At 39.1% G+C, this 15,682-nt stretch carries 10 protein-coding genes, 1 tRNA gene and 1 pseudogene; 5 read left to right on the top strand and 7 right to left on the bottom strand.

From position 1 onward, the window contains the following. Window positions 1-23: 23 nt before the first annotated feature. A complete protein-coding gene (petJ, locus tag NPUN_RS09550) occupies window positions 24-359 on the bottom strand; it encodes a cytochrome c6 PetJ (RefSeq protein WP_012408556.1) in 336 nt (111 codons plus the stop codon). A gap of 45 nt (window positions 360-404) precedes the next feature. After that, complete coding sequence (locus NPUN_RS09545) at window positions 405-629, bottom strand: hypothetical protein (RefSeq protein ID WP_012408555.1); 225 nt, start codon at window positions 627-629, stop codon at window positions 405-407. A 324-nt stretch (window positions 630-953) separates the two neighbouring features. Here NPUN_RS09545 and NPUN_RS09540 point away from each other — a divergent pair, with 324 nt between their 5' ends. Continuing rightward, a complete protein-coding gene (locus tag NPUN_RS09540; protein ID WP_012408554.1) occupies window positions 954-1,757 on the top strand; it encodes a hypothetical protein in 804 nt (267 codons plus the stop codon). Window positions 1,758-1,884: 127 nt separating this feature from the next. Here the strand turns inward: NPUN_RS09540 and NPUN_RS38695 are convergent, their stop codons facing one another. Together NPUN_RS38695 and NPUN_RS43055 are read right to left on the bottom strand one after the other, a co-directional pair. After that, window positions 1,885-4,461 (bottom strand): GAF domain-containing protein, encoded by a 2,577-nt coding sequence (locus NPUN_RS38695; protein ID WP_012408553.1) that lies wholly within the window; start codon window positions 4,459-4,461, stop codon window positions 1,885-1,887. A gap of 424 nt (window positions 4,462-4,885) precedes the next feature. Then, the gene (locus NPUN_RS43055; RefSeq protein WP_012408552.1) at window positions 4,886-5,128 is read right to left on the bottom strand and encodes a hypothetical protein; all 243 of its coding nucleotides are present in this window, start codon (window positions 5,126-5,128) and stop codon (window positions 4,886-4,888) included. A gap of 1,228 nt (window positions 5,129-6,356) precedes the next feature. Between NPUN_RS43055 and NPUN_RS09525 the strand changes: the two are divergent. Beyond that, window positions 6,357-7,731 (top strand): annotated as a pseudogene (locus NPUN_RS09525) (IS110 family RNA-guided transposase). Window positions 7,732-8,165: 434 nt separating this feature from the next. Here the strand turns inward: NPUN_RS09525 and NPUN_RS09520 are convergent. Next, a complete protein-coding gene (locus NPUN_RS09520; protein WP_012408551.1) occupies window positions 8,166-8,669 on the bottom strand; it encodes a 2TM domain-containing protein in 504 nt (167 codons plus the stop codon). Window positions 8,670-9,068: 399 nt separating this feature from the next. Here NPUN_RS09520 and NPUN_RS09515 point away from each other — a divergent pair, with 399 nt between their 5' ends. Continuing rightward, on the top strand, window positions 9,069-9,785 hold the full coding sequence (locus NPUN_RS09515) for an ROK family protein (RefSeq protein WP_012408550.1): 717 nt from the start codon (window positions 9,069-9,071) through the stop codon (window positions 9,783-9,785). A gap of 898 nt (window positions 9,786-10,683) precedes the next feature. Next, complete coding sequence (locus NPUN_RS09510) at window positions 10,684-11,238, top strand: peptidoglycan-binding domain-containing protein (protein ID WP_041565296.1); 555 nt, start codon at window positions 10,684-10,686, stop codon at window positions 11,236-11,238. Between the two features lie 45 nt (window positions 11,239-11,283). On the opposite strand, the gene NPUN_RS09505 is transcribed toward NPUN_RS09510, so the two are convergent. Both NPUN_RS09505 and NPUN_RS09500 read right to left on the bottom strand, forming a co-directional pair. Next, the gene (locus tag NPUN_RS09505; RefSeq protein WP_012408548.1) at window positions 11,284-13,704 is read right to left on the bottom strand and encodes a sucrose synthase; all 2,421 of its coding nucleotides are present in this window, start codon (window positions 13,702-13,704) and stop codon (window positions 11,284-11,286) included. Window positions 13,705-15,069: 1,365 nt separating this feature from the next. Continuing rightward, window positions 15,070-15,142, bottom strand: a tRNA-His gene (locus NPUN_RS09500). Window positions 15,143-15,266: 124 nt separating this feature from the next. Here NPUN_RS09500 and NPUN_RS09495 point away from each other — a divergent pair. Then, complete coding sequence (locus NPUN_RS09495; RefSeq protein WP_012408547.1) at window positions 15,267-15,650, top strand: DUF4359 domain-containing protein; 384 nt, start codon at window positions 15,267-15,269, stop codon at window positions 15,648-15,650. Window positions 15,651-15,682: the final 32 nt, after the last annotated feature.

Below are 15,682 nucleotides of genomic sequence, written 5' to 3'. Positions count from 1 at the left end.
CGTCTCTCCTAACTCGTAACTTTCTAACGCCAGTCTTTTTCAGCTTGTTCGAGAACGTAAGCAGCAACATCTGTAATTTGCTGTTCAGTAAGGCGATCTTTGTAGGCTGACATATTATTTTTACCATTGGTAACTATAGATGTAACTGCCTCTATTGAATCCATACCATACTTTTTCAGTGCTTGCTTTTTGAGATTTTTACCCCGCCTAACTATGTTGCTGCCGTTAATATGACAACCAGCACAATGAAGACTAAATATTTGTTCACCGTTAACTATATCTGCTGCCATAGCAGGCATAGTAAAAGCGCTGAACAATAGCAGAAATGTTACTAATACTAATGTGAGTAGTTTTTTCAATCAACGTCTCCTGATTTTGAATACTGGTTGTATTAGAATCAATTACTACAGGGATTCAAAGTCAGTTGAAAACCCTGCAAAATTTGCACAATCTTCTTGAAAGGCTTCTGCATCGCTAACATCCTCAATTTTATAAGACATGATGCGCGTACCATCTGGCATTTTTTTGGAACCAATTAATTCCCCTTGATACTTCTGGGCGATCGCTTTAAAATCAGTACCATAGAGCTTCCAGGCATCACTTGAACAAGTAATATTTACTCGCCACATATTTCACTATCAATTACTACCAACAAATATTAATCATCTCACAAATTGGCGCTATGTTACAGCTCACTCAATACTGCGTAGGTTTTTTCTACAAATAAAAATTTGGAGGTTGGATTGAGGAACTAAACCCAATCTTTTGTAGGGTTTGTTGGGCTTCAGTTCGTGCAAATATTCTTAACCGAGCAGTATTGACAGTTCACCTCTTTAGAACTTGAATTTTCTATCTAAAGGAAGTACCAAGCCCGATCTGGCTACGCCATAATGTGGATGTAAGAACATTTCTAAAAAGTTTTATCCCAATTAGTTAAATTCTAAGAGTTGAAAATGCCTAACAACAATATCAAAGAAAAAATTCAAGCAGACTTGCAACAAGCTAAAGAAACAGGACAATTAAGAACCGATCGGATTCGAGAAATTGTTAAATCCGCAGTTTCTCAAGTAGGCTCTGAGTTTAAACAAGGTTCTAGTGAACTTCGTAGCCTGGTTAGAGATGCTGTTTCTGCTGTCATTGAAAACTTTCAAGAAAAAGGTAGCGAACTTAAAGATGAAGTGACAGCTTCTATTGAAGGAGCGCTAGAAGGAATTAATACTCAAAGACACGAATCTATTGCTAAAACTCAGACAGATATAAAGCGGCTCCAAGCTCAACTAGATGGTGAAGAAGAACAACTCCAGCAAGAGGTTGATGTAATTTTGGCAGAGATTGAAGAGACGGGTAAAGAAAAACCAGCTAGTACCAAAACTGCAATTGATTCTGCTGTCAATGCCATTAAAGATAGTGAAGAAGTCGGGTTATTAAAGAAACGTTACGCGCAATTGCAAGCACAGCTAGCTATTGTCAGAGCTAATATGGCTGCACGCTATGGCGGACGTTCTATGGAGGTTCAAGATTATCTAGATGAGGCTAAACACTGGTATGATAAGGCTCGTCCCCAAGCAGAGTCTGTAGCTATACAGGTAGAACAAAAGCGATCGCAGCTAGAAGACAAACTAGGTGAAGCTGGTACATCTCTGGCCAGAAAAGAGCGCCAAATCAAACAAACCTTAAGGGAGTTACTTCTAACAGCAGCTGACTTATTCAAAGAGAAGGAACCTGCTAATAAAGAGCGCGAGACTATTCATAAATAGGCTACTATACGCGGAGCGTTTCTTATAAAGTAGCTGCTTCTGTACGATACGCTCCGCGTAGCTTGCTTCGACCTAAGAGTATGCGTCTACATGAATTGCCTTAAGAAGAAAATCTTTCTTTTCACTATTAATTAGAGCTAGCTTCAGTAGCTTGATACGCTTGCAGGAGCCTAGCATAATCGAGAGTAAATCCTACTTGCATAGCTATTTGGGTAAATAAATCAATCTCTGGCTGTTGCCAATCACGGGGTCCAGAACACTGATGTGCAATTAACAAGCCAAATAACTGATCATCTTTAATAATGGGTGCGACTAAATTTGCCTTCACAGCAAAGGATTCGAGCAATTTAATGTGACAATCAGCCAAACCTGACTCATAAATATTGTTGATTGCGACAACACGACCAGACTGGTACTTTTCTATATAGCCTTGAGTAAAACAGGAATCGTGGATTTTAGACCGCAAAACTTTGGGATAACCTGGAACCACTGATTCGGCAATGATAATTCCGAACCAATTAGCATAAAAGCTATAAACTAGTACTCGGTCAGTACTCAATGCCTTCCGAACCTCTTCCACAGTGGTTTTCAGGACATCCTCTTCTTTGAGCGATTGGTGAATGCTGCGCGTAATATCCACCAATAATTGACTTCGCATAGCTTCAGCCTCGATTCGTTGCAGGAGTCTTGCATGGTCGAGAGCAAATCCTACTTGCATTGCTATCTGGGCAAATAAATCGATCTCAGATTGTTTCCAGTCACGAGGTCTGGAGCATTGATGTGCAATTAATAAACCAAACAACTGCTCATCCTTGAGAATGGGAGCTACCAAATTTGCTTTCACACCAAAGGATTCGAGTAAGTTAATGTGACAATCAGCTAAACCGACTTCGTAAATGTTATTTATTGCCAGAACGCGACCAGACTGATACTCTTTTACATAGCCTTGACCAAAACATGGATCTTCAATTTCAGCCCGCAAAACTTTTGGATACGTGAGAACAACTGATTCGGCAATTACAGTTCCAGACCAATTAGCATTAAAGCTATAAATCATCACTCGATCTGTACTAAGTACTTTGCGAACCTCTTCGACAGTGGTTTTCAGGACATCTTCTTCGTTGAGCGATTGACGTATGCTGCCGATAGTATCCGCCAGCAACTGACTTTGCATACCTTCAGCCTCAATGCGTTGCAGGAGCCTTGCATGGTCAAGAGCAAATCCTATTTGTATAGCTATCTGAGCAAATAAATCAATTTCAGGCTGTTGCCAATCACGCGGTCTGGAGCATTGATGGGCAATTAATAAGCCAAATAGCTGTTCATCTTTGAGAATGGGTGCAACCAAATTTGCTTTCACACCAAAGGATTCGAGCAGGCTAATGTGACAATCAGCCAAACCAGCTTGGTAAATGTTGTTTGTGGTTGCAACACGACCAGACTGATACTTTTCTACATAACCCTGACCGAAACATGGGTCTTGGATTTCAGACCGCAAAACTTTTGGATAACCTGGAATCACTGATTCGGCAATCACAGTTCCAGACCAATTAGCATTAAAGGTATAAACCATTACTCGATCTGTACTAAGTACTTTACGAACCTCTTCTACAGTGGTTTTCAGGACATCCTCTTCGTTGAGCGATTCGCGAATACTGCGGGTAATTTCTATAAATATCTGAGCTTTATCTGCTTTGGTGTCTACCTCTTCTAAAAGCTTGGCGTAGTCAAGGGCAAATTCCACCTGCATAGCTATCTGAGCGAATAAATCAATCTCAGATTGCTGCCAAAAGCGAACTCTAGAACACTGATGTGCAACCAATAAACCGAATAGCTGTTTGCCTTTGAAAATAGGTGCTACTAAATTAGATTTGACAGCAAATTGCTGGAGTAACTCAATATCATCATCACTGAGATCGGCTTGATAGATATCATCAATAGCACGAGTGCAACCATTCCGGTATTTTTCTATATACCCTACCTCGAAGCCAGGATCGGAGACTGTAACCCCTAGTATTTTCGGTAAACCAGGTGCTACTGATTCGACTATAAAGGTTCCATTAGAGTGGGAATTGAAGCAGAAGATAGCTACACGGTCAATGCTTAAAGCTTTACGAATCTCTTCTGAGGTGGTTTTGAGAACATCTTCTTGATTAAATGATTCTCTAACCCAACGGGTAATTTTCGTTAATAGTTGAGAATAATCAGCTTCGGTTTCTTTCTCTTGTACCAAAACTGAAAGCAGTTCTGTGAATAAGCTGATGTTTCTCTCTAACATCACTAATTCATCTTCGTTAGCAATGAAAGTTTGAGTAAACTCACTGTCTGGACGTAGCCGATTTTTGATATCATTAGAAGTTGCAGCAACGTTGCTAACTCGACTAATAGCTCGATTAGTCACAAAAACAGCGATCGCACCTGCTAAGATTGCCGTTACCCCCATACCAGTTAACAAGAGTGACAGTTGGCTCTGTAGAGCTTCAGTTTCTGTTGAACTTTTCGCCCTCTCCTGTCTGACTTGCGGTATTTGTTTAGTACTTAAATTAATCCCATAGAAGTAAGTAGCTATCCCAATTGCAAACACAGGAAGTACACTGATGCTTAGTGCCCAAACTATTGCTTTAGTCTTTAAACTCCATTTTTGTGGCCACAGCTTTTGTTGACGATTTCGCCTTCCTTGGTTTTGAGAAAAAGACTGACTCATAAATCAAACCTGGATTGTTGCAATTGAGAATCAAGTAAATGACCTCACTACCAAATTCTACACAAAACTTATTGAACAAGGACTGGCTTTCAGGAGTACTTTAATGCACTTACCTTCTACGTCATTCTCTCTAACCTCTCCACTTCTAACATTTTTTTAACAAATGCTTGACTCCCATCTTGGGTAAAGCTTTGGCTCATTGGAACTAAAACCAATCAAAAACGGTAACTTTTCTTTCATAACGACGTAGATGCGATGCCTACGGCGGGCTACGCCTACGCAAAGTCCCATTTCATTTATAACAATTTAAGCAGGCTGTACAGCTTGGGAAAGTTGTACGGTTTTACTATGTAAATCATCTTTATCATTAAGTAATACTGCTCAGTAAGCAGTATCTACCAACACAAAAGTAATTTAATAAAAATTAATAATCATCCTGTTGCTGAAACTGGCTCAATAACCAAGCCCCAACTTGAGATTGATTTATTTCACGGCTACAGCGTAAAGCTTCCTCTAAAATAGCGATATCTAGATCGTAAACAGTAGATTTTAAGGTATCGATTAAGGTAAAAATTGCAATTGTCTTATCTCCCATGAACTTAACTTTGATTGTCAAAGCCTCCTTATTATCAACCCACAAGCGCTGAATTATCAACTTAAAGGCCATGACTCCAAGTAAGTAGGTCAGCGCAATTAAAGGTAACTGGCGTTCGCGTAGCGTCTCCGACAGGAAAAGGCTGTCATTTGTTATGGCTATTAACCCTGTTCTGTCACTCTGAGAAAAGAAAAATCTGAGGCAAATTTTCAACTTTATATATAACAAGCGTTTGAGCGTTGATTTTCTAATAGAATGACCAAAATCAAGCTTTTTTGGTAAAAGCCTTATGCTGTAAGCCTCCTAGATTATTCTCTGGTAAAAGTGACAAATGAGGGATAAGTAGATTGGCGCAATTAAAGCTAACTGGCAAGGACTGTCATTTGTCCTTTGTCATTGTTTATTAGTAGGACTTTAAGACTATTTACGTTTCGTAACATAATTTGGTTTATTTCTACCAACTTACTTACCACAGAAAGCGAACTGTAGGCGTAGCCCGCCGCAGGCATCGCTCTATTAAATTAAGTCCCGACAGGTTAATATGCAATACTGCTCGGTTAACCATTTTTAACTCGGCATTGGGTTTGGGGAAAAGGTTAAAGGTTAAAGGTTTTTTCTTTCCCCTTTCCTCTTTCCCTTTTCCCCAAAACCCGACAAGTATTGGGTTAAGATGGGTGCTAAAAAGAGTCAGATTGAATTGGTGAAATTTTCGTTACATACTTGTAAATTTTCCTGCCGACTTACTTAAGTTCTGACCCAGAGATATTTTTCCTAATTCCCATTTATTCCTGGGATTTAATCATTTAATTAGTGCAATGAATCAATTTAAACCCTCTTATGCTTCTGGATAGTTTAGTTTATTTATTACTTTCTTATTCCGACAAGTGACAGAAGCTGTTTACGGACGCGCTGGCTTCCGTTATGGATGGAAGAAACAAGTCAAATCCTCTTCCCTTCTGCCTTCTGCCTCCTGCCTCCTGCCTTGTTTCTTAGGAGCAACCGCACAGGCGGCACTGCCACCCGCTATGAATGAAAGAAACTATTTTGAGGCGACTAATCAACAGGTATATTAATAATTATCCTGACAGTTAAAACCGAACCCACAATAGTGTGTTGAGCCTGATTAGGAGCATGGTTCTGGGGCATTATGCCTATGACATTGGTGAAGGATAAAGTTTCCTATCCCGTTTGAAAGATTATCTATGAGTACATCCCTTTCGTCAGGACTATCCATAATAACTACAACAGGGTTGCAGCAATGAAATTGCCAGCAAATCAAGAGAAGAACCAGCCTGTACCTGTGGTAAAACCTTCATCCACTTTAGAAGAAATTAACCAGAACGCAGCCGGAATAGACCTTGGTAGTGGAGAACATTGGGTTTGTGTCCCTCCTGATAGGGCAGATAAAAATGTTCGCCGATTTGGGTGTTTTACCCCTGATTTAATTGCAATGGCCGATTGGTTAAAGGAATGCCGAATAAATACCGTGGCAATGGAAGCCACAGGAGTTTATTGGATTCCAGTGTTTCAGGTATTAGAAGCCAAGGGTTTTGAGGTCAAATTAGTCAATGCTCATCACGTTAAAACAGTCCCTGGGCGCAAAACAGATGTGTTAGATTGCCAGTGGTTACAAAAGTTACATACATATGGACTACTGTCTGGTTCTTTTCGCCCAGAAGACCAAGTTTGTGTGCTACGCAGTTATATTCGTCAACGAGATACCTTAATCAAGAGTGCTAGTGCCCATATACAACGGATGCAAAAGGCACTCATCCAGATGAATTTACATCTCCACAAAGTCATCAGCGATGTGACTGGTTTGACCGGAATGAAGATTATAAAAGCAATCGTTGCTGGTGAACAAGACCCACAAGTTTTAGCATCCCTCAAAGACCCACATATTAAAAGCAGCACAGCAGATATTGCTGCATCTTTAACTGGTGATTACCGTCGTGAACATTTATTTGTCCTCCAGCAAGAATTAACACTGTATGAGATTTATCAACAACAGATTATTGCTGTTGACGCTGAAATTGAAAAATGTTTAGCATATGCATGAACCTAAAACTTTAGATGAACCGCCAACAACAGGAAGAAAATGCAGAAAAAAACCGACTGCAAATCACCCCGATTTTGATTTGCATAAATATCTTTTTCGGATGGCAGGAGTAGATTTTACACTGATTGATGGTCTTGATGCTTTAACTGTTCAGACTATTTTATCTGAGGTGGGATTAAACCCGAAACGTTTTCCCAGCGTTAAACACTTCACCTCTTGGTTGGGTTTATGTCCTGGTCAAAAAGTGACTGGCGGTAAGGTCAAAAGCTCTCAAACTCGTACTGTTGTCAATCGTGCTGCAAATGCTTTTCGCATAACGGCTTTTTCTCTGACTCACAGCCGTTCTGCTCTAGGTGCATTTTATCGTCGGTTACGTTCTCGCTTGGGCGCACCCAAAGCAATAACTGCTACTGCACACAACCTGGCTCGTTTGTTCTACCAAATTTGGACAACTGCTGGACGATATTCTGATCCTGGTATGGAATACTATGAGCAAAAATACCAGGATTTGATCCTCAAAAATCTCCAGAAGAAAGCGCAAGCTTTTGGTCTTCAACTTGTCCCCAAATCCCAAGATAAGGAGGAAGCTTCATTTTATCAAACCCTTTCTATATAAGCTTTACGTCAAGTGTTTCTTGAAAGAGGGATATAGCAATCCGGTTTGATTTCTGTTCGCGCAGCGTGGCGTAGCCATATTTACTCGCATCGGCAGAGAAGAGGGAATAAGAAATAAGAAAGAAGGGATAGATCGATACTGAGTCTTGTTTAAAAATCAAATACGAGTCCTATATTTTTTGAAACCCACTGTAGATAAAATCATTTTTCAGACTATTGATAGATACTCATATCAGTATAAAGATAGAAATAATACTTTCAGCCAATCAGATAATATCAATTTTAATCCTAATAATTGCTGTGTTTCTTAAAATTTTATTTAAGTGATGTTACACAACAAATGTAGGTAGCGGAAAATATTACCCCGTTTCTCCTGCGGGGTTTTTATTTGAGTTACTGATGCCTACAAACAGTTACCTTACCTAAGCAAATCTACTAAACCTGTAATGCCTTAAACCATTTATTCAAAACTGTGCTGATGGTTTTCTTAATCTGATGATTACGGCTCCACTTCTGGAATGCTATTTCATACTCTTCGCCTTTGATTTGAAAAGTATTCCATACATCTAGCCCTACAGGTAATCCGCAGAATAGCAAAATGTACAGCGACCAAGAAATTCCGCCACCAGTTAGTAAATTTGACAGTATAAAAAAGCCATTAAAAATTGCATAATTTCCTAGACGCTTCTGAAATCTTCTAACACGGTAAGCGTCAAAAGCCTTTCGCTGTTGGACTTGACCTTGTTGTACTAACCAATCGCGCTCGGCTAATTTTAAAGAATCAGGTGAGATTTCTAACTCAGCAGCAATTTCTAGTATCTGCTCATAAGAAAATTCTGTATTTTTGTCATTAGCTTGACGAGCGATCGCTAAGTGTAGAATTTGTTGGACATCTTCTTGGCTATAAGAGCGGATGCTTTGAGGTTCAAACGCCGTCATAATTCTTTCTCTTATTATTACTTTTAATAGAAATTTGCTGCCCGATAGATTTTAAGCAGCTACGCCAGTACTATTTCCATTATCTCTACATTAGCAAATCTGGATGTTGTCGTGCGTCTAATGTGTTGATATACTACTCAGGACTCAGGACTACTAAACTGTGATTGTCGATAGGCTTGGCACTCTCCAGGCTGGAGGGTCTCTGTGAGGAGCAGGGTAGCCACGAAGATTCTTTAATCTTAAAACATGAGTTGCTCAAACCTTGCTGGCGCTAAGTTGAGTAGAGAACTCATCTCCTCTACTTTCCCCTCAATATAAAGACTCTCCAAACATCCGAATTCGATCGGATGCAGCAGAGCATAATATCGAAAGAACAAGCATTAACAAGGATGTAACTCAATGGTTGAAGAAAATGGATCGATTCGTACCCTATCGGTTGATATTGGTGGTAGTGGCGTTAAGGCTATGGTTTTAGATATTACGGGAAGTCCTGTAACAGAAAGAGCGCGTTTAGATACACCTCAACCTGCTACACCGGGGGTTGTAATTAATGCAATTGTTGTGTTAGCTGCGGCTCAAGGTGAATTTCATCGCGTTTCGGTGGGTTTTCCTGGTGTGGTTCGATGTGGAGTCACGGAAACGGCGGTAAACTTACATCCAGATTGGATTGGATTTGATTTGGAAACAGCGTTATTAAAACACTTAAACAAGCCTGTACGGGTGATTAATGATGCAGATATGCAGGGATTTGGTGCGATCGCAGGTAAAGGTGTAGAACTGGTGATTACTCTCGGTACAGGGTTTGGTTCAGCTTTATTTGTAGACGGTAAGCTAGTACCAAATATGGAAATGGGACATCATCCGTTTCGCAAAGGAGAGACTTTTGAGCAGCAGTTAGGGCGTGCAGAGTTAGAAAAAATTGGTGAGAAAAGATGGAATAGGCGTTTAGAAAAGGCGATCGCATCCTTACAACATCTGTTCAATTATGATTACCTTTACATTGGCGGTGGTGAAGCTGTCAGAGTGAATTTCCAGCTACCTTTAAATGTAAAACTCATCCCTAATATTACTGGTTTATTAGGTGGTATTGCTTTGTGGCGAGATGAAAAAAGGTAAAAAGTTTTTCAACATCCACAACTAAGCGTACTAAGCGATGTCTAAGGGCGGGCTACACCTACGCGCTAATAAGGTGCATCCTTTCTTCATATTTAAAAATGTTATAAAAATTAACACAGGTGTGGCAAGAGAATTGTAGACACATTATTTACATTGCCAGCATGTAACTTTGTTATGCAGTAGTCTCAACTCTAGTTCAAATTCAAGACAGGAAAACAACGTTGTGCGGTTTCATTTTCTTGAGTTCGAAGTATGCGTTTTCCAAGAAGACGGCGAAGGAGCCATATAAATTCAATTACAAAGCAAATATTTAGGAAACATAGCTGAATATTTGCAGAGTGAAGTTGGCAAAACTAGATAATGCTGTAATGACCAGTATGTATCCTGCAATATAAAAGTGATTGATAAAAAGTTGATAACCCTCTCTAAAGGAGGACAAATTGTTTAAAATCAAGAGTTTATCATTATTATCAAATGTTGCATCGATCAATGCCTAAAAAGCAGACTCAGGGAATTTACAGGATTTTTGCTGGCAGTATAAATATGAGAAAAGCAGCATCAGCGTATCAAGCATGAGCCAAAGGTAACGAGAAAAAATTCTTCGATGGCATTCCCAGAGAATCATATAGTATGTTATTGTCTAAACCGTTGATTTAAATAGCATATCTTAGAAGTTAGTGGCTTGATTAAAGATAAAAAAGGCACAAAACTAATAATATTAGTCTCATTAGATGGAATCGGAGGTGAGTAAATATGAATATGATAATTTTATCTGAAAAAATATTATCTGAAAAAATTAGTACATGACTTTTTTATTTAGTCAATATGTATTATCCTGAACAGCAGCAATGTTGTTAGTTAAAAGAAATATTGGTTGAAGTAAAATGAATGAACTACAATGACTGAAATTAGCCTGATGATGACGGGCGTATTAACAATAAGACAAGCATTTGGAACCAATTTGCCACAACAGCAATTAGTTCAGATGGAAAATGACGAAAAGCAGTCAAAACAGAATGAGTCGGAGATAACTGCTCAAGTCACACCGCCTGAATTTATGCAGACAGATGAGATTTCCCAGGCTTCTCCCTCAGCGATCGCACTAGAGAAAGGATATATACTTCAGAAAATCAGCAAAAATAATCAGTTCCTAGCTTCTTCTAACTTAGGTAAGTCTAAAAAGCATTCTCAGTCTGTAGGCCAAGTCCGCATAAAGGTTACAGGACGTTTCCAGAGGTTTAGTAGCCAACCTATGCCGACTCTTTATTTCGGTAGCTCTGGCCTTGCTGTCAGAGTCTTACAACGGCTGTTAGTGGCTAACGGTTATGCCGTAAGAGTGGATGGGATTTATGGCGCACTGACAGAAACTGCTGTCAAAGCCTTTCAAAACCAGCAGAATTTAGGAACGGATGGAATAGTTGGTCAGCGAACTTGGCGGGCTTTGACAACTTAGTCATTTGTCCTTGACCACAACAAATGACTAATGATTAATGACAAATTACCGATACTTGTGCTGCTCTAATAGTTGTTGCGCTCTTGGCTTGTAAATTAAATAGAACAAGGCCTCAAGATAACGTAACAAATCTTCCCGATTCTCTTTCGAGGTAAAGTTCCAGAAGCCATAAATCCGTGCTAATGATAACAACTTGCTAGTGTGAATTTTCCAAGTATAGGTGCTGTAAACTCGGTCAATGCCTCGCTGCGAAATTTCATTCCAATAGTTAGGATTCTGTTCGCATTTAGTAATGAAGTCCACAATTTTTGTGGCTGTTTCATCTAAATTTGTTGGGTTAATCAAAAAGCCATTCACCTTATCTTGAATAATCTCTAGTGGTCCACCAAACTGTGTGGCAAAAGTTGGCAATCCTGAAACCATCGACTCTAAAATTGTCAAACCAAAAGCTTCAAATAAAGCTGGTTGTACAAAAATTCCCTGGCGATCGGCAATGACTCGGTAAATTTCACCAGAATCAGTTTTAGACAAGCGCACACCCAGCCAACGAATCTTCCCGTGGAGATTGTACTCGTCAATGATGTTGTAGAGTTTGATAATTTCGTCACGTTCTTCGTTATCGCCTGATTCTTCTACACGTAACTTACCCGCCACCAAAATTAAATTACAATGCTCTTGTAATTCTTTACTTTGACCATAACATTCAGCTAAACCTGTGAGGTTTTTGATGTGGTCAAGACGCGCCATTGAGAAGAGAGGGCGCTTGTTAGGATCGTCGAGTTTGCCAAATATTTGCGTAGGATCTTCCAGAGTAAAGAGTGTTTCTGCCAGGCGTTGGCGATCGCTCTCTACTCGATCTTTAGTCCGAGTGTAGGGGAAGTAATTATTTTCGTTTACTCCAGGCGGTACGACATTAAATTTGGGACTAAATAATTCAATACCATTGGTAACATGGTACAACTCCGGCATGGTGAAGCACTTATAAGACTCGTACTGTCCCACACTATCCGGTGTTCCGACAATTTCTTGATAGGTGCTGCTGACAACAAAATTGGCAGCATTCATCGCAATCAAGTCAGCTGTGAATTGCAATGAGAAATGATATTTCTCCTCTAATTCTTGCCAGTAGAGGTTACTGAACAAGTATTTAGATTTTTCCAAAGCATGGGCAACATTGCATTGGGTAACTTTTAGCCGTCGCGCCAGCAAGAATGCTATTAAATTCCCATCAGTATAGTTGCCAACTATTAAGTCAGGTGTGCCTTGAAATTCTGCCCGTAGTTCTCTTTCTGAGTCAATCGCGAAAGTTTCTAGATAAGGCCAAAACTCAAACCGGGAAATCCAGTTTTGAGTCATGTTAGGATTAAAATCCCGTAAAGGCACTCGCAAAATCCAGGCATTTTCGGTACCGTGGACTTTTTCTAGCCGTTGATTACAAAGAGTGCCATCACTATTGGGAATCAAGCGGGTAAGAATAATTACCTTTGGCTCGACATTCAATTTCTCTAAACCAGCAAGCAGGACATCTTCTTGTAGCTGCTTTTCTAGGCTCTTTGCCTGGTCAAGGACGTAAACTACCTGACCGCCAGTATCGGGACGACCTAACACTCCCTCTTGCCCAAACCAGCCGTGAGCCGACACTAAGACGATTCTAAAAATCATCGGGACACGAGAAATGAAGGCTTCTAGGGTCTGGGGGTCGGCAGAATCAATCAATTCATCGAGAATATTTAAAGTTTCTCGCACGCGTGCTGCGGTGTTACCCCAACCCGGCTCAAAACCCATTGACTGCAATTGAAACCGGAATTGTTCGTAGGGTTCATCATCGGGGCGATTATTAACAAAGCCGATAGCTTTCTTAACTTGCTCGGAAAGTTGCTGTTGTGATTGAATGCGATCGTTGACTAGCAGTTGGACACCGTTGTAATGGTGCAGGCGCAAGAAATTTAATAAGTTTTCCAGCAATTGCTTGGAGTCTTGAAATATTTTGCTGGATAGATAGCGGTTGAGAAATTGTACCCCTTTACCAATATTTTTGGGGTCGCGGATGATTGGGGTGTAGTCGTAAAATGGACCGAAGTCCAATTCTAGCAGGTCGCCGTCGTTGGGATGAAATTTGTTCACCAAGCGATCGCGCAAATCCAGCAAATCCTGTACGGTCATCGGCTCAATGCTCAAGTCTGATGTCAACCAATAAACTTCTTGGCTAGCAATCTTCGAACGGATGATGAAACAGAAGTTGGAATCTTCCTGAATAATTTCCTGAGTATAGTAAATCAGTTTGCCTAACTCAGAGGTAGTGTAATAAGCCTCTGGTTTCTGGGACTTTGAGCAATACTCACTATATACATTGAGTATGTCGTTCCGCAGCAAGTACTTCTTTTCTTGTTGGCGTAATTCACTAAGAAAGGAACGCAAATCACTTCTTTCTTCACTATCTAAGACTGCTTGAAGCAATTCAGACATGGCAACTCCACTAGATGACGATGTTTGCATTGTTGATTTTCAAGGCGAGACGAAAAAAGCCTCTACCTTTTGTTAGACCAGATATAAACATGAAATAATAGAGATAAATATGATTTATCTGTGTACCTAAAAGTATCAATTTTTCAGTAGGTACTTAAATCATGTTCTACTTTACTTAAAGTATCTATGACTCAGTATTTTTGGCTCTAACTAAAGGAATACAATTTTTATTTCTTTTGACAGATGTTATTAAAAAATCTCATAGTAATTTAGGCGCGATCTATTGTGCCTTAAAATTATTGATTTAATCTTTACTATATAATTTATTCGCGTATAGTCTGCTGATTATCAGACCAATATATCAAGATTTAGCTAAAAACTTCTGTAACGCTTGTAAGTCAATACTTTTTTTGATTTCTCCAGAATGCTAATATTCATTTTTTTAGTGGTGTAGAAGATGATATATTATGCAATTTTGATCGTTGCCAACATTCTGAGAATTCAGATATAGATTATTTTATTGCTATTATCTATATCTAAATACATGAAACAAAAGTTAATAATTTATTTTTAACATAAACTATAATAAATTAAAATCAATTTTTGTTTAAAAATAGACTAATCATTATTTGTATTAGTTATAGTTTAAGCAAAAGTTGTTTAAGTAGGGTCTGTTTATATGGCTACTAATACACCTAAGTTAATAGCTTCTGACCACAGTATAGGCAACATTTTGATTATCTCCTTGCTGGCCTTTTGTGGGCTGACTTTTATCATCCTTCTAGGAATTTTCTAACGGCTAAATGTGCGTTCAAAAACTTCTGAGGCTTAGATTCCTGATTTTTCTAAAAAGTCAGGAATCTTATTAATATAAATAGTTAATTTATCCGAGATTGACGAAAAAGGGTTATCAAGCTTTCTGCACTATCGACGTTGCTTAGATATGTACTTCTGCAAAAAAACAACATTTTGTAGAAAAGAAGTGAAGATTGCACACTTAAACCTCGTCTACCTTGAGAACCGTAGTTTTGTAGCGACTGTCTTAAAAGTCAAGCGATCGCGTAACCCAACATAAATAAGGTGGTAATGTTGGGTTACGTTTCACTCAACTCAACCTACATAAATATATCTTTTAAAAAACTCTAGGTTTCAACATAGATGAGGTTTAATTTTCTTTTAGCAAGTAGATTTGCTTATATACATCAAAACCTTTATAATATATTCTTATGAATTATGGCAGATTTGCGATCCTTGCAAGTTCATTAACTTGTAGGTGACAGTTACTTGGTAAAGTAATGGTTATGAATTCTCACGACCGCAACCCATCTTTTATAAAAACTTATGGATTATTATGAAATAATATAGGGCGAACGACGGGACTCGAACCCGCGAATGGTGGTACCACAAACCACTGCCTTAACCACTTGGCTACGCTCGCCATTCAACAATTTGAATTATAGCAATAATTTGGCAAACGATCAAGAGTTTATGTTCAAGGAACGGACTCAGCTGATTTAGAGTCTCTGAAATCTAACGATTACAATGTATTTTACTTGGCAAACATGAAACCCCTAACCATCATTGCATATACTGGAGCAGCAGCAGGACTCGCCGCCTTGGGTATGACAATGGCAAAGACTAATCCCAGTCAGGTTGAATATGAAGAATATGCAGTGCAACGGTTGACAGAATACTTAAAAACCGATGTATGTAAAAAAACTACGAATATTATAGAGAATTTAATCCATTTTAATTGTGATAAGTTGGTTGACTCAGCTAACCCACAAATCCAAGGAATTATTGCCAGGACTACAGAAAGACAAAATTATATGATTTTTAGCATTTACCGCACAGATTTAAAAATAAATTCTTGGATACCTTCTTACAAATTTGAAACGGTGGGAGCTTTTGATCAATTTTATACATACACTGCCGAAGAACAATAGCGCAATCAGAAGTGGAAGAATATAAAAGTGAT

This window comes from Nostoc punctiforme PCC 73102 (assembly GCF_000020025.1).
GTDB lineage: Bacteria > Cyanobacteriota > Cyanobacteriia > Cyanobacteriales > Nostocaceae > Nostoc > Nostoc punctiforme.
The sequence above is the reverse complement of the archived record's forward strand: the minus strand, read 5'-3'. Positions and strand labels throughout refer to the sequence as shown.